General features: G+C 70.7%; 21 protein-coding genes and 1 pseudogene. 9 read left to right on the top strand and 13 right to left on the bottom strand.

What is annotated here, in order from left to right:
* The first annotated feature begins 26 nt into the window (after positions 1–26).
* Positions 27–1,298, top strand: a complete 1,272-nt coding sequence (locus ACFWDI_RS02745) for an MFS transporter (RefSeq protein ID WP_385300915.1) — start codon at positions 27–29, stop codon at positions 1,296–1,298.
* A complete protein-coding gene (locus ACFWDI_RS02750; protein WP_385300916.1) occupies positions 1,295–2,311 on the top strand; it encodes a TolB family protein in 1,017 nt (338 codons plus the stop codon). The genes ACFWDI_RS02745 and ACFWDI_RS02750 overlap by 4 nt, the downstream gene beginning before the upstream one ends.
* A 25-nt stretch (positions 2,312–2,336) precedes the next feature.
* Here the strand turns inward: ACFWDI_RS02750 and ACFWDI_RS02755 are convergent, their stop codons facing one another.
* Positions 2,337–3,710 (bottom strand): DUF6777 domain-containing protein, encoded by a 1,374-nt coding sequence (locus ACFWDI_RS02755; protein ID WP_385300917.1) that lies wholly within the window; start codon positions 3,708–3,710, stop codon positions 2,337–2,339.
* Between the two features lie 200 nt (positions 3,711–3,910).
* On the opposite strand from ACFWDI_RS02755, the gene ACFWDI_RS02760 reads away from it, so the two are divergent.
* A complete protein-coding gene (locus ACFWDI_RS02760) occupies positions 3,911–5,194 on the top strand; it encodes a streptophobe family protein (RefSeq protein ID WP_385300918.1) in 1,284 nt (427 codons plus the stop codon).
* 13 nt (positions 5,195–5,207) lie between these two features.
* Here the strand turns inward: ACFWDI_RS02760 and ACFWDI_RS02765 are convergent, their stop codons facing one another.
* Genes ACFWDI_RS02765 through ACFWDI_RS02775 form a run of 3 tightly spaced genes read right to left on the bottom strand, consistent with a single transcriptional unit; the run spans position 5,208 to position 9,243 of the window.
* On the bottom strand, positions 5,208–6,212 hold the full coding sequence (locus tag ACFWDI_RS02765; RefSeq protein ID WP_385300919.1) for a serine/threonine-protein kinase: 1,005 nt from the start codon (positions 6,210–6,212) through the stop codon (positions 5,208–5,210).
* The gene (locus tag ACFWDI_RS02770; protein ID WP_385300920.1) at positions 6,212–6,874 is read right to left on the bottom strand and encodes a hypothetical protein; all 663 of its coding nucleotides are present in this window, start codon (positions 6,872–6,874) and stop codon (positions 6,212–6,214) included. The genes ACFWDI_RS02765 and ACFWDI_RS02770 overlap by 1 nt, the downstream gene beginning before the upstream one ends.
* Positions 6,875–6,885: 11 nt before the next feature.
* Complete coding sequence (locus ACFWDI_RS02775) at positions 6,886–9,243, bottom strand: FHA domain-containing protein (protein WP_385300921.1); 2,358 nt, start codon at positions 9,241–9,243, stop codon at positions 6,886–6,888.
* A gap of 179 nt (positions 9,244–9,422) precedes the next feature.
* On the opposite strand from ACFWDI_RS02775, the gene ACFWDI_RS02780 reads away from it, so the two are divergent.
* The 4 genes from ACFWDI_RS02780 (at position 9,423) to ACFWDI_RS02795 (ending at position 12,929) form a co-directional block, all read left to right on the top strand.
* Complete coding sequence (locus ACFWDI_RS02780; protein ID WP_327321721.1) at positions 9,423–9,683, top strand: type B 50S ribosomal protein L31; 261 nt, start codon at positions 9,423–9,425, stop codon at positions 9,681–9,683.
* 90 nt (positions 9,684–9,773) lie between these two features.
* Positions 9,774–10,676 carry an NAD(P)-dependent oxidoreductase gene (locus ACFWDI_RS02785; RefSeq protein ID WP_385300922.1) on the top strand — a complete coding sequence of 301 codons (903 nt, stop codon included), beginning with the start codon at positions 9,774–9,776 and terminating at the stop codon, positions 10,674–10,676.
* A 166-nt stretch (positions 10,677–10,842) separates the two neighbouring features.
* The gene (locus ACFWDI_RS02790; protein ID WP_385300923.1) at positions 10,843–12,114 is read left to right on the top strand and encodes a VWA domain-containing protein; all 1,272 of its coding nucleotides are present in this window, start codon (positions 10,843–10,845) and stop codon (positions 12,112–12,114) included.
* The gene (locus ACFWDI_RS02795) at positions 12,114–12,929 is read left to right on the top strand and encodes a hypothetical protein (RefSeq protein ID WP_385300924.1); all 816 of its coding nucleotides are present in this window, start codon (positions 12,114–12,116) and stop codon (positions 12,927–12,929) included. The genes ACFWDI_RS02790 and ACFWDI_RS02795 overlap by 1 nt, the downstream gene beginning before the upstream one ends.
* Before the next feature lie 77 nt (positions 12,930–13,006).
* Here ACFWDI_RS02795 and ACFWDI_RS02800 read toward each other — a convergent pair whose 3' ends face one another.
* The 5 genes from ACFWDI_RS02800 to ACFWDI_RS02820 all read right to left on the bottom strand — a co-directional run bounded on the left by ACFWDI_RS02800 (position 13,007) and on the right by ACFWDI_RS02820 (position 17,719).
* Positions 13,007–14,197 carry a permease gene (locus ACFWDI_RS02800; RefSeq protein WP_385301223.1) on the bottom strand — a complete coding sequence of 397 codons (1,191 nt, stop codon included), beginning with the start codon at positions 14,195–14,197 and terminating at the stop codon, positions 13,007–13,009.
* A gap of 122 nt (positions 14,198–14,319) precedes the next feature.
* Positions 14,320–15,219 carry a hypothetical protein gene (locus tag ACFWDI_RS02805; RefSeq protein ID WP_385300925.1) on the bottom strand — a complete coding sequence of 300 codons (900 nt, stop codon included), beginning with the start codon at positions 15,217–15,219 and terminating at the stop codon, positions 14,320–14,322.
* 126 nt (positions 15,220–15,345) lie between these two features.
* Complete coding sequence (locus tag ACFWDI_RS02810; RefSeq protein WP_385300926.1) at positions 15,346–15,777, bottom strand: hypothetical protein; 432 nt, start codon at positions 15,775–15,777, stop codon at positions 15,346–15,348.
* 153 nt (positions 15,778–15,930) lie between these two features.
* Positions 15,931–16,758, bottom strand: coding sequence for a hypothetical protein (locus ACFWDI_RS02815; protein WP_385300927.1), 828 nt, complete (start codon positions 16,756–16,758; stop codon positions 15,931–15,933).
* Positions 16,759–16,918: 160 nt separating this feature from the next.
* Positions 16,919–17,719: a maleylpyruvate isomerase family mycothiol-dependent enzyme gene (locus ACFWDI_RS02820; RefSeq protein ID WP_385300928.1), complete on the bottom strand. Its 801-nt coding sequence runs from the start codon at positions 17,717–17,719 to the stop codon at positions 16,919–16,921.
* 228 nt (positions 17,720–17,947) lie between these two features.
* Between ACFWDI_RS02820 and ACFWDI_RS02825 the strand changes: the two genes are divergently transcribed.
* Together ACFWDI_RS02825 and ACFWDI_RS02830 are read left to right on the top strand one after the other, a co-directional pair.
* Complete coding sequence (locus tag ACFWDI_RS02825) at positions 17,948–18,322, top strand: DUF488 domain-containing protein (protein ID WP_385300929.1); 375 nt, start codon at positions 17,948–17,950, stop codon at positions 18,320–18,322.
* A 265-nt stretch (positions 18,323–18,587) separates the two neighbouring features.
* A complete protein-coding gene (locus ACFWDI_RS02830) occupies positions 18,588–19,034 on the top strand; it encodes an SRPBCC family protein (RefSeq protein WP_385300930.1) in 447 nt (148 codons plus the stop codon).
* Between the two features lie 102 nt (positions 19,035–19,136).
* Here the strand turns inward: ACFWDI_RS02830 and ACFWDI_RS02835 are convergent.
* From ACFWDI_RS02835 to ACFWDI_RS02850, 4 genes and pseudogenes are all read right to left on the bottom strand, one after another.
* Positions 19,137–19,442: pseudogene (locus ACFWDI_RS02835) on the bottom strand (glycosyl hydrolase-related protein); the annotation flags it as partial.
* A gap of 75 nt (positions 19,443–19,517) precedes the next feature.
* Positions 19,518–20,858, bottom strand: a complete 1,341-nt coding sequence (locus tag ACFWDI_RS02840; RefSeq protein ID WP_385300931.1) for a 6-phospho-beta-glucosidase — start codon at positions 20,856–20,858, stop codon at positions 19,518–19,520.
* Between the two features lie 36 nt (positions 20,859–20,894).
* Positions 20,895–21,482: a putative glycolipid-binding domain-containing protein gene (locus ACFWDI_RS02845; protein WP_385300932.1), complete on the bottom strand. Its 588-nt coding sequence runs from the start codon at positions 21,480–21,482 to the stop codon at positions 20,895–20,897.
* Between the two features lie 195 nt (positions 21,483–21,677).
* Positions 21,678–22,595, bottom strand: a complete 918-nt coding sequence (locus ACFWDI_RS02850) for a S1 family peptidase (protein WP_385300933.1) — start codon at positions 22,593–22,595, stop codon at positions 21,678–21,680.
* Between the last annotated feature and the right edge of the window lie 472 nt (positions 22,596–23,067).

Below are 23,067 nucleotides of genomic sequence, written 5' to 3' on the forward strand. Positions count from 1 at the left end.
CATCAGCGACTGGAAGGGAGACACCCGTGTACCTGTCGGCCGGTCGGGCCGCCGACACCACGGCGGGCGTACGCCGCACCCGGCCGAGCCCGGCGCGCGGTACCGGAGCCCGCCGCGCGGTCGCCGGCAACGTCATCGCACTCGGCGCGGTCAGCCTGGTGACGGATGTCTCGGCCGAGATGGTCACCGCCGTACTGCCGCTCTATCTCGTCGTCGGCCTCGGTATGTCCCCGCTCGCCTTCGGCGCCCTCGACGGCCTCTACCAGGGTGCGACCGTGCTGTCCCGGCTGGTCGGCGGTCACCTCGCCGACCGCGCCCAGCGCCGCAAACTCGTCGCCGGCACCGGCTATGCCCTGTCCGCCTGCTGCAAGCTCGCCCTGCTCGCCGCCACGACACCCTGGGCGGTCGGCGCCGTCCTCGCCGCCGACCGCACGGGCAAGGGGCTTCGCACCGCCCCACGCGACGCGCTGATCTCTCTGTCCTGCCCGCCCGAGGAGCAGGGCAGAGCCTTCGGAGTGCACAGGGCGATGGACACCGCGGGCGCGCTGCTCGGGCCGCTCGCCGCATTCGCCGTGCTGTGGGCCGCGCGCGACGGCTACGACGCGGTGTTCGTGGTCAGCTTCTGCGCCGCCGCGTTCGGTGTGCTGCTCCTTGTGCTCTTCGTGCGGGACGCCTCGACGCGAAGTCCCGCCGCGGTGAACCGAAAGCGACGCGGCCCGAGGTCGCTGCGCACCCTCGCCCGCACCCCCGGCCTGCCGCGGCTGTGTCTGATCGCCGCGCTGCTCGGCGTGGTCACGGTGAGCGACTCGTTCCTCTATCTGCTGCTCCAGCGCCGCCTCGACCTGCCCACTCCGTACTTCCCGCTGCTGCCCGTCGGCGCCGCCGCGGGATTTCTGCTGCTGGCAGTGCCGCTCGGCCGGCTGGCCGACCGGATCGGCCGCCGCGCGGTCTTCCTCGCGGGCCATGGGGCGCTGCTCATCGCGTACGGGCTGCTCCTCGCATCCTGGGCGGGCGGACCGGCCACGGCCGGGTGCGTACTGGTGCTGCTCGGTGTCTTCTACGCGGCAACCGACGGTGTGCTGATGGCCGCCGCGGGCCCGCTGCTGCCGCCGCACCTGAAGGCGAGCGGCCTCGGCCTCGTCCAGACGGCCGGGGCCCTGGCCCGCTTCGTGGGCTCACTGCTCTTCGGCGCGGCCTGGATGTACCTCGGTCCTGAAGGCGCCCTGACCGTGGCTGCCACCGGTCTGGCCGTCGCCATGGCTGTGGCCGTCGTCCTCCACCGAGGGAGTCACCCATGAGCATGCGGGCCAGACTGCTCATCCTTGCCCTCGCCACCGCGGTCCTGGCCTCGGTCGCCGCCGTCGCCACGCTGCGGGCCGCCGACCGCGCGGCCGAGCGCGAGCGGGCCAGGCCCGGCGAACCGGTCGCCCTGACCGGTTCGGTGACCTTGCGTCAGCCCGGTCGGCTCCTCTTCCGCAACCTTGCCTGGGGCCCGCAGCGCGACCACATCTCCTCCGTCCCGCTGACCACACCGGCCGCCCCGCGCACCGCCGCGCCCGGCAACTGCCTGCGCTTCCACGCGGCCGCCGGCACAGGCATCTGTCTCCGAGCCACCGGCGGAGTCATCCCGGGCCACGAAGCCGTGCTCCTCGACGAGCGGTTGCGGCCCATCCGTACGTTTCCGGCGCCCGGCATGCCCACCCGCGCCCGGGTGTCGCCGAGCGGACGACTGGCGGCGTGGACGGTCTTCGTCAGCGGCGATTCCTACGCGGGCGGCGCCTTCTCCACCCGTACCGCCATCTACGACGCCCGTACCGGCACCCTCCACGGCGACCTCGAGAAGTTCACCGTGATCAAGGACGGGCATCGAGACCGGGCCGCCGACCACAACTTCTGGGGCGTCACCTTCGCCGCCGACGACAACCGCTTCTATGCGACCCTCGCCACCGGCGGACATACCCATCTGGTCGAGGGCGACCTGGCTCTGCGTACTCTGCGCACCGTGCGCGAGAACGTCGAGTGCCCCTCGCTCTCCCCGGACGGCACCCGCGTCGCCTTCAAGAAGCGAGTCCCCGGCGCCCCCGCAGCCGCCCCTTGGCGGCTGCATGTGCTGGACTTGCGCACAGGCAGGGAGACTGCGCTCGCCGAGCGGAGAAGCGTCGACGACCAGCCCCTGTGGCTGACCGGCGACACGCTCCTCTACGCACTGCCCGGCGACTTCGGTGCCGACCTCTGGTCGATTCCGGCGGACGGCGGCGGAGCACCCCGGCTGACCGTGAAGTCCGGTACGTCTCCGGCCGTCATCACCTGAGCCGTCCCAGGTCGAGTCCGGTTCCTCAGGACACGGGTGCGTCCGGTTGGAGGGGAGGCTCCGCTGCGGATTCGGGGGGAGGTTCCGGGACGGCGGGAGGCGGTGGCGCAGGCAGTGAGGCGTCCGACGGCGGGGCTTCCTCGGGCGGCGAGTATGCCGGGGGCTCGGAGGACTGCGGCTGCGGGTTCTCCTCTCCCGGGGACGGCGGCGAGGGTGCTGGGGGCTCGGAGGACTCCGGCTGCAGGTTCTGCCTGTCGGGGGACGGCGACGAACTGCCGGGAGAGGGCGATGACTTGCCCGGGGACGGCGACGAACTGCCCGGAGAGGGCGATGACTTGCCCGGGGACGGCGACGACTTGCCCGGGGACGGTGACGACGTGTCCGGGAAGCGTGGCAGCTCGATTCTCGCCGGCGGTGGGGTCCGCTTGTCGTAGCGGCCGTCGGTGTCGCCCCTGTCGCGGGCGAACCAGTCATTTTTGTGCGGGTCGAACACGATGAACACGTTCACCACCGTGACGGAGGGCGCCACGACCACGACGTTCGAGGGCCGGTACGCGGGCCAGGGGTCACCCTTCCGTTGGGGTGTGCCCTTCGTCGGGACCACAGGCCCCAGCGGATTGCCGCAGCCGCAGCGCACCTGCGGCACGCCGCGGGCGTCGACGAGCACGGCCGTACCGGCCTGCAGCACCGCCTGGTAGCTGGTGGAGGCGCCGTTCTTGTAGCCGTGGTTGGTGACCCGGGTGTCCATCCCCAGCTGTACGGGCGTCAATGACCGCAGAAACCCGGGAACGGCGGCGGGCGCGATGCCATGGACCGAGGCGAACGCCCTGTTCTTGGCCGGATCGGCCGTGAGAGAGCTGATCTGCTTCTCCACGTCGCAGCTGGCGACCTTACGGGTCCCGGTGTACAGGCCGGGGGTCGATCCCCGCACGCTGCGGGTGGCGTTGGCCGGGGTCTCGGAGCTGCTCGGCAGTCTGGGGAGCGTCGGTGGAGGGGAGCTCTCCCGCGCCGTCGATTCGGTGTACGGATCGGGCCCGGTCGAGCCGGCGGGCTCGAGGACCACCTCGCCGGCCTTGGCCGACTCGGGACGGGTGAAGACGATGGTCAGCACCACCGCGGCCACGAGCGCGGCGGCGACCGCCGCAATACGTGGCGCGGACCGCCACCAGGGGTGGCCGGGGCCCTCGCCCGGGCCCTTCGCCGGTCCGCCCGGCCCGCCTGTGCCGCCGGGTCCGCCCGCCCCTCCGGGTCCGCCTGTGCCGCCGAAGCCCCCGCCGCTCGGTGGGGGCTCGGGCGGCACCGGACCGGGCGGCGGCGTCGAACCCGGCTGTGACGGGCCCGAGAGTGGGCCGGAGGGAGGTCCGGTGGGGCGTTCGGAGGGTGGTGGTTGGGCACTCACGGGCTCTTCTTCCCAGCGTAGGAATCGTGCAGCGCAGGAAACTCGGCACAGGAATGTCAGTGAATGTCGGAGAAAGTGAAGTACTTTCACTTTCTTCCTTGACCATCACCATTGTGTGCGCCGCACCCGTCCGGCTCGCAAGCTGACGCGGTCGGCCCTCCCAGGGGGCGGAGCGCCGGACCCCTGCTTAGCGTGGCAGCGTGAGCCAGCAGCGATCCAGCGAACGGGCGGATACCAGACGCGCCGCGCACTACTGGCGTGACGCCCTTGCAGCGGTGTTCGCCGGGCTGGCCGTCATGATCGTCACGGCCGCTCTCGGCCTCTGGGCCGCGGGCGCGGCAGGCCTCCCCGGGAACGCGTTTCCGCGGGTCGTCGCGGCCGTCGTCGTGATGGCCGTCGGCGGCTCTGTCGACCTCTCGGGAGACGCCGGGGTGATCGCCGAGACGAAGGCGGACCTCACGGTGATGCCTCTCTCGGTGACCCTCGCCGGGGCCCTGGTCATCGCCACCGGCTTTCTCCGGCCGCTGCGGCACCGAGCCGTCGCCAGTACCCGCGAACTGGCCGGTTGGGCTGCCCGGATGGCGGCGGTGTGGGTGCTCGCGCTCATCGCCCTCGCGGCCCTGGCCCGCCACAGCTTCGCCATCCGGCTCGGGGACCGGACGATCGCGGACATCGGCGAAGTGCTGGACGCATCGCCCGAGGTCGGGTTCCGGGCCGACATCGCCCTCACCCTGGTTTTCGGCCTGCTGTGGCTGGCGGGCCTCCTGGTGCTGGCCCTTCTCGTCTCGCGCAAGGCGCCGCTGCCCGCTCGCCTGGTGCGCTTCCAGGAGTCGGTGCGCCCAGCAGCGTTCGCCATGGTGGCGCTGCTGCTGGCGTACGTCGTGCTGGGACTGGTCGCCGGACTCGTCGTACTGGTCACCCGTGGTCACCCGGCCGAGACGCTCGCCGTGCTCCTCCTCGGACTGCCGAACCTCGTCTGGCTCGCCCTCACGCTCGGCCTCGGCGTTTCCTGGGAGGGGAAGGTGCAAGGCCCTTTCGGGCTGCCGGTGCCGCACGCACTGGACTCGGTACTGCGCACTTCGGACGTCTCCACCCTCAACCTGAGTTCGCTCTCCGAACACGACGGACGGGCCTGGTGGCTGCTGGTCGTGGCCGCGCTCCTGCTGCCGGCCGCCGCGTTCCTCATGGCGGTCCGCTCACCCGCCCGGATGCGGCCCTGGCAGCACGCCGTGCACATGGCGGTGGCGCTCGCCCTCACGGTCCTCACCATCTGCCTCGTCGCCCGGCTCTCGGCCCACTACGGCCTGTCGCTGCTGGGCATCGGAGACGTCGGCGGCGGCCTCGACGGAGAGGTGTTCCTGCGTCCGAACCTGTGGACGGCGCTCGGCCTGGCCGTGGTCTGGGGGCTGGCCGCCGGATTCGTCGGGAGCCTGCTCGCCGCGCGGGTGCACCGTCGCGGAGAAGTGGAGCCGACGGCGAACTGAGGTCCGGACTCGTCTACCCGGGGTAACCGGGGAACACCGGCAGCGCCCAGCGGGGCGGCTGCGGCGGCGGCCCCGGATCGGCGGCCGGCGCACGAAGGTCCACCTCTGTCGGCGGATGGCCCCCTTCCGCGGCGCCCGCCGCTGCCGCGCGCAGCGCGGTCACGAACTGCAGGCACGAGTCGTACCGGTCGTCGGGACTCTTGGCGAGGGCCTTCGCCAGTACGCCGTCGACGGCGGTGGGGAGTTCGTGACGCTGCGCGGTGACGGGCGGCGGCGGATCGTACTGGTGGGCCCACAACAGCGCCATATCGTCGTCGCGTTGGAAGGGCGGTGCTCCGGCCAGTGTCTCGTGGACGACGCATGCGAGGCTGTAGACATCGCACCTGCCGTCCACCGGGAGCCCCGAGATCTGCTCCGGCGCCACATAGTCGAGCGTCCCGACGAACTGGCCCACAGTGGTGAACCCGGTCAGCGACAGCGACTTCTTCGTCAGGCCGAAGTCCGTGAGGTAGACGTGCTCGGGATGGTCGCTGTCCGTGCCCGCCGCGACCAGGATGTTGCCGGGTTTGACGTCCCGGTGCACCAGGTCGTGGTCGTGGGCGGCGTCGAGAGCGGACGCCACCTGAGCGGCGATCCGTCCCGCGTCCGCCAGCGACAGTGGTCCCCTGTCGTCGAGCAGCGCGCGCAGATCCTGTCCGGCGACGTAGCGCATGGCGATGTAGAGGATGCCGTCGGTCTCGCCGGCCTCGAAGACCGGCACGATGTGCGGGTGGTCGATCGCGGCAGCCACCCTCGACTCATGGGTGAAACGCTGCCGGAAGGTGTCGTTGCGGGCGAGTTCGGGAGCGAGCAGTTTGAGCGCGACGGTGCGGTCCAGCCGTAGGTCCTTGGCGCGGTAGACGACGGCCATGCCGCCGCGGCCGATCTCGCTCTCGACCAGGTATCCGGCGATCTGCTTCCCGAGCAGGTCGGAGGGCCGTCCGACCTGCAGGCTCGAGTCGTGCGGGGCGCGGGTCATCAGGCGTCACCGGGCCGGGCGGGCCCCTGCGGGTCGCGGGAGTGGGTGTCGTCGTCCGATCCGACGGGTCGCCCGGGTCCGGGGCCGCCCGCCCGTGCGGGGTTGACGACCTCTGTCGCCGGCGCCGCCTGCCGTTTCGGGTCCGGAACCTTCGCCCGGGAGTCCGTCGTCGTCCCGCCCGGGCCCGGCGAGGCCGCGTATGTGCTGAGCCGCGTCCCGTCGCAGTACACCCACCGCTCGTGCTCCGCCTCGTACAGCCACACCGACTCACCGTCGACGACCATCCCGACCCGCAGCCCCTGCGTACGGTGGCGGAAGGTCTCTCCGTCCGTCTGGCCGGACGTCAGCTCCTCCGCCGCGCGCCGGTACTGGCTCAGGGACTCCTCGACCCGCGCCAGCAGCGGTCGCGGGTCCGCAGTCCTGGCAAGCGGCTGACCGGCCGCCGGCGGCTCATGCGGTACGGCGACCAGCAGCCGGCCGTCGACCCACGCCGACCAGCCGTTCGCGCACAGGATCCGCCCCCAGTCCCCACGCCGGTCGACGAGCCGTACCGGGAGCAGCGGGTCGAGCGGTTCGGTCGGCCGGGACACGTCCGGGGCCTCCCAGGCGGGCAGCCCGCCCTGGGGGACGACATGTGTCGGGCTGAAGTCCTCGAACGTCATGAATCCCGCCTCTACTTCCGCATGATGGCGGGTTCATGTCGGCGCAGCAGTCTCGCGACTGCGTATCCGAAGACGACCGAGAGCACCGCAAGCTTCCCCATGTTCAGCAGCCACACAGACTGGGAGTGCCGGAACAGCGGATCCGCCGTCAGATCGCCCGGGACGATCCGGGTGAGCTCGATGGTCCCTGCCATCGCCCCCAGCGCCCATCTCGAGGGGACCAGCCACGCAAGCTGCTCAATCCCGGGAACTCCGTTGAGTTCCAGCAGCGCGCCGCTGAAGATGACCTGGACAATGGTGAGGAGCACCAGCAGCGGCATGGTGACTTCCTCCTTGCGCACCAGCGAGGAGACGAACAGGCCGAGCATCATCGCGGTGAAGGACAGCAGGGCCACGGCCAGGGTGATCTCCAGCAGAGGCGGCATCAGCACTCCTTCGCCGCCCGGGGCGTTGAGGTCGACGCCGGCCAGACCGACGAGGGTCAGTACGACGGCCTGCAGCACCGTGACGGTGCCCAGCACCACGACCTTGGACATCAGATAGGCGGATCTGGACAGCCCGACGGCCCGCTCCCGCTGATAGATGACCCGTTCCTTGACCAGCTCCCGTACGGCATTGGCGGCCCCGATCAGCACACCGCCCACGCACAGGATGAACAGGGCGTTCAACGCCGTCTCGGCGGTCAGCCGGCTCCCGGCCAGGGCGCGGGTCATCGCGCCCATCACGAACGGCAGCGCAATCATGGTGATCATGAAGGTCCGGTCGGCGCTCAGTACGGCGGCGTACCGCCGCACCAGGGTCCCCAGCTGCGCCCCCCAGCTCCGGGTCCGCGGCGGTGGCGTGACGGCTGCGTTCCCTGCGGGGTGCGGGAGGGGTGGCTGTGCGGTCGAGTTCGCGATGTACTGCTGGTGGAACGGGGACTCGCGGTACTCTCCCGCCCACTCGCGGGAATCATCGTTCTCGAAGGCCTCGAACGCCTCCGGCCAGTGCTCGAAGCCGAAGAAGGCGAGCGCGTCGTCGGGCGGCCCGTAATAGGCGATCTTCCCGCCCGGGGCGAGCACCAGCAGCCGGTCGCACACGTCCAGACTGAGCACGCTGTGGGTGACCACGATGACCGTACGTCCGTCGTCGGCGAGGCCACGGAGCATATGCATGACCGACCGGTCCATGCCGGGGTCGAGCCCGGAGGTCGGCTCGTCGAGGAAGAGCAGCGACGGCTTGGTCAGCAGTTCCAGAGCCACACTCACCCGTTTGCGCTGACCGCCCGACAGACTGTGGATCGGCTGCCCGGCCCGTTGCCCCAGCCCCAGCTCGTCGATGACCTCGGTGACCCTGGCCTGACGTTCGGTCTTCGCGGCGTCATGCGGAAACCGCAGCTCGGCGGCGTATCCGAGGGCCCGCTGGACCGTCAGCTGGGAGTGCAGGATGTCGTCCTGCGGTACGAGACCGATGCGCTGACGCAGCTCCGCGTAGTCGTGGTAGAGGTCGCGGCCGTCGTAGAGGACGGTGCCCTGATCGGCGGGACGGAGCCCGGTCAGGGCGTTGAGGAGCGTCGACTTGCCCGCTCCGCTGGGCCCGATGACGGCGAGCAGGCACTTCTCGCCGACCGGGAAGGAGACATGGTCGAGGAGTGTCTTGCGGCCCCGGTCCACCGTGACCGTCAGGTCCTGGACGCCGAGCGACACCTCACCGGTGTCGACGAATTCCTGCAGCTGGTCGCCGACGAGGCAGAACGCCGAGTGCCCGATACCGACGATGTCGCCGGGGGAGACCTGGGCCCGTTCAATCGGCTGGCCGTTGAGGAAGGTGCCGTTGTGACTGCCGAGATCGACGATCTCGTATGTGCCGCCCGACTGCGCCCGCAGCTCGGCATGCAGGCGTGAGACGGTGAGATCGTCGATGACCAGGTCGTTGTCGGCGCCACGTCCGATGCGTACGGTGCGGACGGGCAGCGGCCGTACGCTGGTCGGCTGCCGGAAGGTGCTGGTGGCGGCCGGCATGGAGACGGCGGACGGACGGAGGGGCGGCTGCGCCGCCGGCGCGGTGGGCGCACGGCCGACGAGTACGGCGCGCGGGCCGTCGGCGGGGTTGCCGAACCGGATGACGCTGCCGGGGCCGACTCCCCACTCGTGGATGCGCTTGCCGTCGGCGTATGTGCCGTTCGTGCTGTGCTCGTCCTCGAGTGTCCAGTGGCCGTCCTTGGGCCGGAGCACCGCATGGTGCCAGGAGACCCGGGCATCGTCGATGACGATGTCGCTCCTGGGGTCGCGCCCGACGTGGTAGTCCCGGCTCGGACTCATCACCGTGGAGCCCGCGTCGGTTTCGATGACGAGCTCGGGCGCAGTCGACGCGACAGGCCGCTCTCCCATGCCCGAATTCTAGCGATTAGCTCTTGTATGTGCCCGGTCGGCGCGGCACACCCCCGGGGCCGGTCGGGCGGACCGGCCCGGCGGGAATGCCGCGGGGGCCCGCCGGGTTACAGGACCAGGCGCCGAAGTGAATGTGACATTCACCCCCACTAGGAGCCCGTACTGAGGAAGGATTACGTATGAAGCCTCGTATCCACCCCGTTTCGCGCCCGGTCGTCTTCCGCGACCGCGCCGCGGACATCGCCTTCCTGACCCGCTCGACCGCCGACTCCGCGCAGCGTGTGGAGTGGCAGGACGGCAACACCTACCCGGTGATCGACGTCGAGGTCTCCTCGGCGAGCCACCCGTTCTACACCGGAAAATCCCGGGTCCTGGATTCGGCCGGCCGTGTGGAGCGCTTCGAGCGCCGCTACGGCACGGCCGCGTCGGCTCGGAGCTGACCGGACCAGCCCGGCGCGGCCGCCTCGTCCCGGGCGGTCGCGTCGGGTACCTATGGGCCAGGCGCATGACGACGGCGAGAGGTGACCCGAGTGGCAACACCGGCAACGCACGATGACGCGGCCCGTCCCACGGTGGCGGTGCTCGGTACCGGCCTCATGGGTGCCGCGATGGCGCGCAACCTGCTCCGCGCGGGCCTGCCCGTCCGGGTGTGGAACCGTACGCGAGCGAAGGCCGAAGCGCTGGTGGCTGAGGGAGCGCTCTGTGCCGCGTCGCCCGTCGACGCCGTCACCGGCGCGGACGTGGTGCTGACCATGCTCAACGACGGAGCACGGGTGCTCGCCGCGATGCGTGAGGCAAGCCCCGGGCTCGCCCCCGGAACGGTCTGGGCCCAGACGGCCACCGTCGGCGACGCCGCCACGGCGGAGCTGGCCGATTTCGCGCGGGAGCAGGGCCTCGTCTTTGTCGACGCTCCGGTTCTCGGTACGAGGCAGCCCGCCGAAGCCGGGGAGTTGCTGGTACTGGCCGCGGGCCCGGACATTGCCCGCGCCGTTCTGACGCCCGTCTTCGAAGCCGTGGGCCGGCACACCACCTGGCTGGACGACGACGGCTCCACCGGGGCTGCCAGCAGACTCAAACTGGTACTGAACAGCTGGGTCGGCGCCCTGACGCATGCCACGGCCGAGGCGATCGCCCTGGCACAGGGGCTCGGTGTCGATCCGCAGTCCTTCCTCGACAGTGTCTCCGGCGGGCCGTTGGACAACGGGTACCTCCGGGTCAAGGCCAAGGCGATCCTCACCGACGACTACACGCCCAGCTTCTCGGTCGACAACGCCCTCAAGGACACCAGGCTCATCGTTGACGCGGGCGAGCGCTCCGGCGTACGGCTGGATGTGGCGCGGGCCGGAGTGGCGCGCTTCGAAAGACTGGTGGACCGGGGCCTGGGCGAGAGCGACATGGCCGCCAGCTATCTCGCCTCCTTCGACGAAGGCTGAGAGCCTGACCGCCCCGGGTCAATTACCTGTACCGCGCCCCGCACACGTACCGCCTCCGCATATCGCCGGCAGCTTCAACCACAATCCGGGCTGTTCTCCCCACACCTACCGGTGGGGAGAACAGCCGGGTTTTGGATCAGCGGGCGATCTTCAATACGATCCGGCGATGATCACAAGAAAACGGCTGGCGGCCGCGTCGTGCGGCCTGCTCGCCGCCCTGGCTGTCGCGCTCTTCCCGGTGGGCGCCGCCGCCGATGAACCGGTGGCGAAGGCTTCCCCCAAGGTCGAGTTGGTGCTCGACGTCAGCGGATCGATGCGGGCGCGCGACATCGACGGCCAGACCCGGATGGCAGCGGCGAAGCAGGCGTTCAACGAGGTACTGGACGCGGTGCCGAAAGAGGTGCAGCTCGGCATACGCACCCTCGGCGCCGACTACGCCGGTGACGACAAGAAGCTCGGCTGCAAGGACACCCGGCCGCTCTACCCGGTAGGCCCGCTCGACCGGACCGAGGCGAAGACCGCCGTGGCGACGCTCGCTCCCACCGGCTGGACGCCGATCGGGCCGGCTCTGTTGGGCGCGGCCGAGGATCTCAAGGGCGGCGACGCCACCCGGCGGATCGTGCTCATCACCGACGGCGAGGACACCTGTGCTCCGCTCGACCCGTGTGTCGTCGCGCGTGACATCGCCGCCAAGGGAATCCACCTCGTCGTCGACACGCTGGGGCTGGTCCCGGATGCCAAGACCCGTGACCAGCTGAGGTGCATCGCCGAGGCCACCGGCGGTACCTACACCTCGGTACAGCACACCGATGAACTCTCCGGCCGCGTCAGCCAATTGGTGGACCGTGCCGCAGCGCCGGTCGTCACCCCGGTGGCGACCGAGGGCGGACAGCAGTGCACGGACGCACCACAGCTCAAGGCGGGCCTCTTCACCGACCGTGAGAAGTTCGGCGAGCACCGCTGGTACCGGGTGGATGTCCTGCCCGGCCAGGAGCTGCGCGCCTCGGTGAGCGTCGCCGCCGACCGGGCGGTCAACAACGACTACGGCGTCATGCTGCGGGCGGTGACCGTACACGGCCGGGAAATCGTCCGCGGCGCGGAGGCGGGCAACGGACGCACCGACATGATCTCGGCCGGTCTGCGCTATCCGAAGGCTCCGCCGGCCGACGCGGACGAGGTCAAACCCGCAGCGGAGACCGTCTGCCTGCAGATCAGCAACTCCTTCTCGGCGCCCCCGTCGGTCAAGACCGCCCCGGGCCTCCCTGTCGAGCTGACCATCGACGTGGTCGACGCGCCCGACGACGCGTCCGACGTGGCCTCCTTCGGTCTCGGCCGGGGCTGGTGGCTCCTCGCCGTCCTGGTGCTCACCGGCCTGGTGGCCGGTCTGCTGTGGGGTTGGGTCTCACGCTGGCGCGTCGCTGTCTGGAGGACCAACTGATGCGTACCGCACACATACTGACGACAGCTCTGCTGGCCGCTGCCGCACTGTTCGGCACGGCGGGCGCGGCCGCCGCGGACGATCCGTCGGCGAGTCCGAGCGAGAGCACGGCCGGCCCGACCGAGGCCGGTACCACCTTCCGTACCGCGACCGCGGTCGAGCAGGGCCAGCGGGCCACGGCCGGCGCGTCCACCGGCGACTACCTGTACTGGGTGTTTCCCGCGGACGCGGGGGAGCGGGCCACGGTGAAGGCCAAGGTCACGCTGCCCGAGTCCACCGGTCGGCACGGAGCCTCGACATGGCAGCTCGACGTGTACGACGGTCTGCACCGTCGCCAGGCCTGTATGTACGGCATGCAGACCCGGGCGGCGGCGAAGGACGCCGCATCGGTCGAGCTGTCCTGCACGCTGCGTACGGTCCGTTCCTGGGCGGAGCCGTGGGCCAACGACCCGCTGCCGGGCAGCTACTACGTACGCCTGACGGTCGTCGATCTTCCTGAGCAGGACCTCGGCCAGCCGGTACGGGCCGAGGTCGAGGCCCAGTCGGCCGACGCCGGCGGCGCGCACGCGGGTGACGGCTCACTCTCCACTCCGCTGGTACCCGGCGCCACGGCCCGGTCGGCGAAGGACGACGAGAACGCACCGAAGCAGGCGGCGGCCTTCGCCGAGCCGGACGGCGGCTGGGCCTCCGGCTGGTGGTCCGACCGCTGGATCTGGACCGTGGCGGGCGGCCTGCTCGGTGCCCTGGCGGGTATCGCCGGCTACTCCCTCACCCGGGGGTCCGGCCGTCCTGCGCGGGTGCCACCGGGCAGCTGAACAACCGGGCGGCCACGGCGCTTCGCCGTGGCCGCTCCTTCATGTGTCACCACCACCGAACGCGTCCGCCGCGCCGGTCAGCGGTGGCCGTCATGCTTCTCGTGGCTCTTGCCGTTGCCTTCGGGGGCATGGCTGTTGCCGGGTGCGCCGCCCATCATGCGCAGCATCGCCATCCCGCCGGTGCGGAAGAACCGCACCAGGAGGGCGGCCGCCAGGAGCAGGAAGGCGATGTTGAGCCACGTGGTGTAGTTCCATGTGATGCCCTCCATGGGGACCTTGGCGTCGGCCTGGTCGGGGATGAGGCCGAGGCCACCGAAGGTGAACTCCACGATGTAGCCGGCGATGACCGTGGCGACGTAAAAGGTGCCCAGCAGGAAGAGGGCCATCTTCGCGCCGTAGTACTTCCGGTAGATGTTGAGGATCGGCAGGATCAGCAGGTCGGCGAAGATGAACGCGACCACGCCGCCGAAGCTGATGCCGCCCTTCCACAGCACGACCGCGAGCGGCACGTTGCCGATCGAGCAGACGAACGAGGCGATGGCGACCAGCGGGCCGATGACCGGCCCCCACAACTTGGCTGCCAGCGGGTGGCCTTCGAAGAAGAACGTGCTCCAGAAGGAGTCCGGCACCCAGGCGGCGATGGCGCCGGCGATGAGCAGGCCGAGCACCAAGTCACGCAGGATCGCCGCCCACTCCATGACGAACACGTGCGCGGTCGAGGTGAAGCCCTCGCCGGACAGCAGTCGCCGGGCGAAGGAGACCTCGCGCTGCACGGACATGTCCATCGCAGCATGGCCCTCCATCGAACCGGCGAGCCCGCGTTCGGCCTGCTCGCGGGCCTGGCGAAGGAGTGTGTCGCGCAGGAACAGCCGGAAGAGCACCGCAAGCACGATGATCATGATGGGGCCGCCGACGAACTCCGCCGCGGTGAACTGCCAGCCCATCAGCAGCGCGAGGATGACGCCGAGTTCGACGACCAGGTTGGTCGACGCGATCTCGAAGGCCATCGCGGCGGTGAAGTTCGCGCCCTTACGGAACAGCGAGCGGGCCAGCGCCACCGCGGCGTAGGAGCACGAGGACGAGGCCGCGCCGAGACCGGCGGCGATGGCCAGAGTACGAGGGCGGTCGTCGCCCAGCAGCGAGACGACGGTGGACTTGCGCACGACCGCCTGGACCACGGCGGACAGGGCGAATCCCAGGATCAGCGCCCAGGTGATCTCCCAGGTCATGGAACCGGCGATCGACAGTGCGTGCAGTACGGCGTGGATCATCCCTGAAGCATTCCTCCGGGAGTGCGTACCCGGGCCCACCGACGCGGGGCATCTGCGAGGTGTCACGCGGGGGTGGGGTTACGGGGCGCCGCCGCGTGGGCGGCGCCCCGCGGGGACGGTCAGCCGACGCGCAGGGTCAGCGCGGCGGTGTGCAGCTTGCCGCCGGTCCGGAATTGCAGGAACAGCCGCCAGTTTCCGGACGTCGGCAGTTCGGCGTGGAAGGACAGCTTTGGACCGCCGTGAGCGCCGTTCACCTTCGTCTCGGGGTGGAGGTGCGCGAACGCGGTGTCTCCCTCGTGGAAGGCAGTCAGGTGGGCGTAGGTGTCCAGGTAGGGCTGCAGGTCGGTGACGGGCTTGCCGCCCTTGGTGATGGTGACCGTGAGCGGGTGCGCCATGCCGGCCATCAGCTCGGCCTTGACGTTGACGGTGTACCCGTCGGCCTCGGTGGCGCCGGCTGCCGCCGGCAACGGGGTCTTCGTCTGCGTGCCGGGGACGGTGAGGGTGCGGCTGAGCACGAAGTCCTTGCCCTTACCGGTCCCGGAGTTCGGGGTGAACGAGGCGAACATGCGCCAGGAACCGCGAGCGAGTGTGGCCAGGTCGGCGGTCCAGGCGCCGTCGGCGGCCATGGTCGGGTGGATGTGCTGGAAGCCTGTCAGGTCCGAGCGGATGGCGTAGAAGTGCATCCGCTTGGTCTGGTCGACCTCGAAATCGGTGACTGGCTTGCCGTCCGGGCCGGTGACGCCGAACCGGTAGCCGGCCTGCTTGCCCGCCGGGAGCGTCGTGTCCCGCGAGGTGAGGCGGTAACCGTCCTTCGCGTCGGCCAGGCCGCTGCCGCCTGCCATGTGGTCCATGCCGGGCATGCCGCTCACCGAGGGCGTCACGCTCGCCGAGGAGGAGGCGGACGGTTTGGCGCCGTGGTCCATGCCGGGCATCGAGGAGTCGCTGGAGGAACCGCAGGCGGCCAGGGTCAGGGCCAGGGCGGCTGCTGCTCCGACCGACGCCAGGGCTGGGCGGCGCACGGCGGAACGGGAAGAACTGAACATCACTGTGGTCTTTCCGGGTGGGCGCACCACGCCGGGTGGCGCGCCAATGTGAGCAGGACTCGCTGCCGGGCCCGTTCATGGCGGGGTTCCGGCGTGGTCCTGTCACGCTCGCGCGATACACACCTGGAGCAGCAGGCTCCGTCCGCCGGTCGGCGGCCCACGCCGCCCCGTCCGGCCGAGGGCCGCAGGCCGACCTGTCAGGGACCACACCGCCGCGAGGGCGATGACGGTCACCAGGCCGGTCATCGGCAGCGGGGTCCGGTCGCGTGCGGGAGTCGAGGCGCAGAGCGCCCCGTGCGTCACCGACGCGTCCGACGCCTGGGCGGCGCCGGGGTGTGCCATGGCCGTCGTGGCCGCGGACGTCATCGAAGCGACGGCATGGTCTTTGTGCATCGGGGCAGGCGCGGACATCGCACCGTGGCAGCCGGCTGTGGTGGTGGCCGGGGCGCCGTGCATGAGGAACAGGCCGAGCAGGACCGCGCAGACCGCCGGCAGCAGGGCGATGCCCGGCCCCCGCGGTCGTCCGCTGTCCACCACTGCCGGTTCCTTCCGACGCTTCATCCCCGCGCGTGCGGCGCGGCCTGCCCCGACGATACCCCGGCCGGGTACCCGGTGCGGGGCCGGGGTGGGCCCGGAACGCAGCCAGGTGCTCCGTGCGCGGCGGCCGTGCGGAACGGCAGCGTCAGGTCACGCCGGACGGGGTCGGGACTCGTACAGCTGCGTGTAGTAGCGGCCGTCGGCCTCCAGTCCGGCGGGGTCGCGGCCGAGGAGGAGTACCTGCTCGATGGCGTTGCGCTGCTCTGCCGGGTCGGAGAACAACCGCTGCGGGTAGGTCTGCGACGGGTCCGTCTCCGTGATCAGGCCGTAGTCGGCCAGGCTCGAGATCACCGGCTGGTACGGGACGGTACGCAGGACGAAAGCGGTTACCCAGATGGGGATGCGCGCACTCTCCAGGAGGGATTCGAAGGTGCGGCGGGAGATGTAGCCAATGCCTCCGGTGACCGTGATCAGTCCGGTGCCTGCGACGGCGCGTCGCAGTTGGGGGCCGGCCGGCCGCTCTTCCAGGTTCTCGGCGTAGGCCTCGTCGAGCAGACCGACCGCCAGGGCGTAGTCGACGGCGCGGTCGGCCGCGTCGAGTCCGATGACCGGGCTCGCGTCCGCGCGGCGCCTTGAGGCGTAGAACTCCTTGTCGCGCTCGATGAGTTCAGCCGGGGTGAGCGCTGCTGCTTCCGCGCCGGTGTAGTGCGCGTACAGCTCGGCCAGCGTGAGGTCATGATTGAGGAGGGCGGCGTTGATGCCGTACGAGCAGCACAGATCGAGGACTGTGACAGGGCCGCCCGTGCCCGACGCCGCGGCCCGGTCAGCACGAGTGCGGCGGAAAATGTCTTGGGCCTGGTGCGGAATCTCGTATTCCAGTGGGGCGAGCCGACGGAAGTAGGCACGAGGATCCGGCTCGTTGTAGATGTCGTCGAACTGGGTCTTGCCCGGTGTGGCGCTGGTCCGGTCTCCGGTCATGGGGGGCACCTCCGCGGGATGGGGACAGGGCTACCGCGTATGAACCTCTATCGGACCTGCTCCATTCGACGGTAGGTCGCACGGCGGGAACCGGCCAGCCGACCGGCTCCCGCCACGGGCCTGCGGCCGCACCTGACCGCAGGCCACAACCGCTTGCTCTTCAGAACTCGGAGTTGCTGAACCAGAGCGTCAGCAAGTCCTCGTTCCCGGAACTCTCGAAGGCATCAGCGCTGCGGTCGAGGCGGCCGTACATGAGCAGCAGCAGATCCGCGGCGGCTCCCTGGACGGTGGCGTCGGCCGATGTGGCTGTCCCGGTGGCCGCGGGGTCGGGCTCGATCCCGAAGCCATCGGGCCGCAGGCGGACCAGCCACTCGCCGTCCCTGTCGGTGCACCGGAAGCGAATGGTCTCTCCGACACCACGCAGATTGGCCACCTTGGGGGCGAAGGACGTGGCGAAAGGCAGATTGACCAAGAACTCGTCCACGCCGTCGGCCGCGAGGTCGCGGTCGATCACGGGCCGCAGGCCGACGGCGAGTTCCGCGTCGGCGCGGTGCACCAGAGTCTCGAACAGCATCCGCCGCACCCAGAACCTGGCATGGCGATCGGCGCCCCACACCCACATCGGGGCATCCGGATCGGTGACGGCGAAGGCGCTCGCGGCCTCCGTCGCACTCGCCGTCAGCCAGTCGGCATAGTCGTCCTCGTCCGCCGGCAGCCGCAGTTCCACATCACGGCTCCGCGGTGGTTCCTGGACGAGCTGACGCAGCAGGACGGAGAACCAGCGCTGCACGCTGCCGGTGTGCCTGATCAGGTCGACGAGCGTCCAGCCCGGGCAGCTGGGCACCGGGGTCGCCGGCTGTGCGCCCTTGACGACCGCCACGAACCTGGCGGTCTCCGCGGCCACGGCGTTGCGGTGGGCTGCAGGGCTGGACGCCCAGCGCGAAGGATCCGGTATGTCCATGGTGCCGTGCTCTCCCGAAGTCTCCGGCCCGGCGACCTGACTGGCCGCGGGCACCTCCACGCAGCCTGTCACAGTGCCGTGTCCAGCCTCCAACGCCGCTCTGCCGTGAGCTCCAGGTCGAGCGCTGCCAGGGGCAAGGTGCGGAGCAGGCCCGTACGGCGGAGCCTGAGAAGGTACGGCGTCAGCGCTGCGGAGCCCGGCCGCCGGCCTTCGCACGAGGGAGGTGAGGTGATGGTGTCCGGTCCGTTCCACGTCCGGCGTGTGTACGATCCGCCGCACCCCGGCGACGGGTGCCGGGTACTGGTGGACCGGCTCTGGCCGCGGGGCGTCTCCAAGGAGCGCGCCGCCGTCGACGAGTGGCTGAAGGACATCGCGCCCTCGGCCGAGCTGCGGCACTGGTACCACGAAGACCGCAGCCGCTACGAGGAGTTCGCCCGGCGCTACACGCGAGAACTGGCCGACTCCGACCACGCCCCGGCCGTCGACCGGGTTCTCGCTCTGTCCGCCGCGCAGGCTGTGACCGTCCTCACCTCGGTCAAGGACATCGAGCGCAGCCATGTCCCGGTACTCCTGGCCCACTTGGCGGGACGGTCCGACCAGTGAGCCCCCAGGCCGGTCTCGGCGAGGCCGAGAGCTGGATGAGACAAGCCGCCGACGCAGGCATCTCCGTCGCGGCCGAGAACTTCACGCTGCTGCGCCGCTCACACCCGATACGTCTCGGGTGGCGCCGCCGCCGTCCGCGAAACCAGAATGGCAGGACACCAGCCTGGCGCGGGCCGCCAGTCGCGAGCCTGCCGGAAGTCTCCCGGGCCGTCCGGGACGATGCCGGCACGCCGCCGCCCGGGCGCGAGCGATCAGCGGAGGAGCCATGGCCGGTCAGTTCGAGGCAACGGTCGAGATCGGCCGCCCCGTCGAGGAGGTCTTCGCCTTCCTCGCCGACGGTGAGAACGATCCCAAGTTCAGCCCCAGGGTGCAGGAGATGGCCAAGGTGACGGCCGGCCCGACCACGGTGGGCACCGTCTACAGGAGCACGGTCAAGGACGCCGGCATGACGACCAAGCGGGAGTTCCGGATCAGTGAGTTCCAGGCGCCCAACAGGATCCGCTGGACCGAGCTCTCGAAGAACCTCGTGACGGCCACCGAGGGCGGCTACGACCTCGAGTCCACCCCACAGGGCAACACCCGTCTGCGCGTCTTCAACAGGCTCGAAGGCCATGGCATCGGCAAGCTCATCGCGGGCCTCGCCCTGAGCGCGGCACGCAAGGACGCCGATGCGTTCGCAGGCCGGATCAAGGCGGCTGTCGAGGCATCCTGAGCCGGCCGTCCGCGATCCGCGGCATGCGGGGCCGTGAACGACCGGGACGGCCTCCGTCCACCGCCCCACGGCGGTGGACACCTCACTCCGGCGGCACGCCCGCTATGCCCGTGAGAGCCGCAGCGTCAGGATCTGGAAGGGGCGCAGCCGCAGCGACACCGCGTCCTTCCCGACAGTCACGGACTCGCCCGGCACCGGACGCTCGAGGAGGTCGGTGACCTTGGCGCCGGCCAGCGGGAAGCCGGTGCGCAGCGTTGCCTTCGCCCGGCTGCCGACGGACTCGTAGAGCCGAACCACCACATCGCCGGACCGGTCGTCGGCCGGTTTCACCGCCTCGATCGTCATGGCCGGGTGGTCACTGCTCACCAGCGGCTCGACATCGCGAGCCGCCCCTGCCACGCGCAGCGGCCGAGGATGCGCTGCTGCAGGACGCGCTCGACGCGCTCCTCGATGCGGCGGCGTTCGTCGTGCATGTGCGGACTCCTACCTCAGATACGCGAGAGCGGGGTGGGCGCTGGTGTAGCCGTCGACGAGTCGGCGGGCGACGGCCACGGAGTCGACGAGGGGGTGCAGGGCGAAGGCCTTGACGGCGGTGGTGCGTGAGCCGCTGTCGGCCGCGGCGAGGATCTCGCGCTCGACGGCCTTGACGGCGGTCACCAGTCCGGTGGCGTGGAGCGGCAGAGGAGCCACGGAGACGGGATGGGCGCCGTTCGCATCCACGAAGCACGGGACCTCGATGACCGCGTCCGTATCGAGCACGGAGAGCGTGGTGCGGTTGCGGACGTTGAGGATCAGGGTGGTGCGCTGGTTGTGTGCGATGGCTCGCATCAGGGCGAGGGCGACCTTCTCGTACCCGCCGGACTCCAGGTCACAGGCGTCGCGCTCGCCGGCTCCGGCCGCCTCGCGGTTGTGTGCCATGTACGTCGCTTCGCGCTCTGCGCGGGTGCGGTCCCAGGTCGCCAGCGCCGGGGCGTCCGGCTGCTTCATCTCCTCGTAGAACCGGGCCTGTTGGTCGTGCAGGAAGGCGCCGCGAGTCTGTTTGGCCTCCTGGTAGGCGCGGACCGCCTCGCGGTTGAAGTAGTAGTAGTGCAGGTATTCGTTGGGGATCGCGCCGAGCGACTGGAGCCAGTCGGCGCCGAAGAGTTTGCCCTCCTCGAACGAGCCGAGCAGTGCGGGATCGGCAAGCAACCGGGGGAGTGCGTCCCGGCCTTCGATGTGCAGCCCGCGGAGCCAGCCGAGGTGGTTGAGGCCGATGTAGTCGATCCAGGCGGTGTCGGGATCGGCCCCCAGCGCCCGGGCGACGCGTCGGCCGAGGCCCACCGGCGAGTCGCAGATGCCGATGACCCGGTCGCCGAGGTGGCGGGACATGGCTTCGGTGACCAGGCCGGCCGGATTGGTGAAGTTGATGACCCAGGCGTCGGGGGCGAGCCGGGCGATACGACGGGCGATGTCCACCGCCACCGGGACGGTACGCAGGCCGTAGGCGATGCCACCCGCGCCGACCGTCTCCTGGCCCAGTACACCCTCGGCGAGCGCGATACGCTCATCGGCCGCACGGCCTTCCAGGCCGCCGACCCGGATCGCGGAGAACACGAAGTCGGCGCCGCGCAGCGCCTCGTCGAGGTCGGTGGTGACGGTGACCTCCGGCGCGTCCGGCACACCCGCCGCCTGGTCGGTCAGCACCCGCGCGATCGCGGCCAGCCGGCCGGCGTCCACGTCGTGCAGCGTGACCTCGGTGATCCGGCCATCGGCGTGATCGCCGAGCAGCGCGCCGTACACCAACGGCAGCCTGAAGCCGCCGCCGCCGAGGATCGTGAGCCTCATACCTCAACCACCTTCACTCCTGTCACCGTCCGGTCGCTATGGCTGCGGCCAGCCCGCGCCGGCTGAAAACCGGTGGGCCAGGCCCGGGTAGTCGACGACCAGCCCTTCCGCGTCGAACTCCACATCGCTGCGGAAGTCGCCCGACGCGAACCGGACGAGCGCACCGCGTTCGGTTCGAGCGAGGTGGGTGTAGGTCTGCTGTGACGCGTGCACCGTCAGGTCCGGCACCGAGACCCGGGCCATCAGGAAATCCTGTCGGCCGGGCGCCAGGTGGAGTCCGTGCCGGAGTACCGGCATGGTGTTGGTGAGCGGACTCAGGCTCAGGTCGCAGTCGAGCGCGCCGTCGACGTCGGGGGCGTGCTTCCCGTTGGTGGTCCACCGGCCGTCATCGTCGTGCCGCAGACGGAGTTCGCGCGAACCGGTGGCGGTCGCGGCGTGCACCCGCAGCTCACGGGTGACGTAGTCGTCCCCTGTTTCGAGGTCGTACGAGATCCAGTACGGATCCGGTCTGGTTCCTACCGCGCGTCCATGGGCCCGTAGGGTCGTGCCGCGGAGTTCGATCCAGGAGGTCTCGTACCCCTGGCTCTCCGTGACTTCCCAGGTGAGGACGTGAGAAGTGACCATGTCCTCACCCTAACCAGCCGGCGGCGGACTCGCCGGAACCGTGACCACGACGAGCCGGTCCCTCGGTTTTCCCGGCCTGCTGGTCATCCGGGTCCGCGTACGGACCGCCCCGGGCACCGGAGTGGCGGTGGTGTCCAGGGCGGTCCTTCCGGGCTGCGCAGGCGTCGGCCTGCGCGTCGCGCTCAGGTCAGCGCATCAGAAAATGCTCACTCCATAGGCGCTCAGCGGCTCGGTGACCGGCTGGAAGAACGTGGTGCCGCCGGAGGAGCAGTCGCCGCTGCCGCCCGAGGTCAGGCCGAGAGCGGTGCTGCCGGAGAACAGCGGGCCGCCGCTGTCGCCGGGCTCTGCGCAGACGTTGGTCTGGATCAGCCCGTAGACGATGTCTCCACCGCCGTAGTTGACGGTCGCGTTGAGAGCGGTGACCGTGCCGCTGTGCAGGCCGGAGGTGCTGCCGCTGCGCTGTACGGACTGACCGACAGAGGCGTTGCCGGCAGCCGTGATGTCACGGTAAGTGCCGTTGTAGAGGTAGACCCTGCCGTCGGCGGCCGACGCACTGGAGTGCCGGATGATGCCGTAGTCGTTGGTCGGGAAGCTGGAACCGGCGGTGGATCCCAGCACCGTGGTGTTGGCGGAGTTGGTGTACCAGGTGCTGCCGATATTGGTGCAGTGGCCCGCAGTGAGGGCGTAGTACGTGCTTCCGCTGCGGACATTGAAGCCGAGCGAGCAGCGTCCGCCGCCGGTGTAGATGGCCTGGCCGCCCGCGATCAGCTTGTTGAACCTGCCGGTGGTGCGCTCGATCTCAAGGGCCCCGGCTCGCGTGCCCGCAGCTTCCTTGATCTTGGCTATCTCGGCGGCGGAGACGGTGCTGTCCGCCGTGACGACGAGCTTGCCCGTGGCCTTGTCCGTGTACCAGGCGGTGCCGGGTACGTCCGCCTGGAGCACGGCGTCGCTCGCCTGGGCGAGCTGGGCGGTGGTGGCCGGTGCGCTGTCGGCCGATTCGGCAACGGCGGTCGGGGCGGCAAGCGCGGAGACGGTGAGCAGACTGGATGCGACGGCGATCAGCCGCGCACGTCTCGCGACGCCGCGGAGGGGGGAGAAGCGCTTGATGTTCACTACATCCTCCGGTGGGGGAATCCAGGGCCCGCTGGGTGGGCGGGCCCGTCAGCACGCCGGGCCGGGGTCATGACGACTGAGTCGCCGTCATGGCCCTGACAACCTGTGCCGGTTGGAATCCTCGGCTCCGGATGGGCTTGCGGCAAGATCGCCTTTCGGCCTCTCTACGCGCGTCCAACGGCGGCAAGTGCGGTACGGGTAGGCGTGGTTCGGGTGCGATCCAAGGCGGTGCGCCCGCCAGGGTCGTGCGGGTGAGCCTGCGGGTGCGCTTTGGGCGACGGAGTAAAGGGCGGGAACCGTTTGCTGAAGTGCAGTCAGCTGACTCCCGGGTCAGGAGTGACGGAGTGCCGCGCCAGGGGCTTGTGGTGCCCGTACCGGAATGCGCCCCGCCGTTTTCGCTGCTCAGCTATGCAGTGAGCCGAAGGGTGCGTCAGTCGGTGCGCTGTGCCGGCCCAGTGCGTCCCTGCGCGCT

Origin of the sequence: Streptomyces sp. NPDC060064 (genome assembly GCF_042736455.1) — a bacterium.
Lineage (GTDB): Bacteria > Actinomycetota > Actinomycetes > Streptomycetales > Streptomycetaceae > Streptomyces.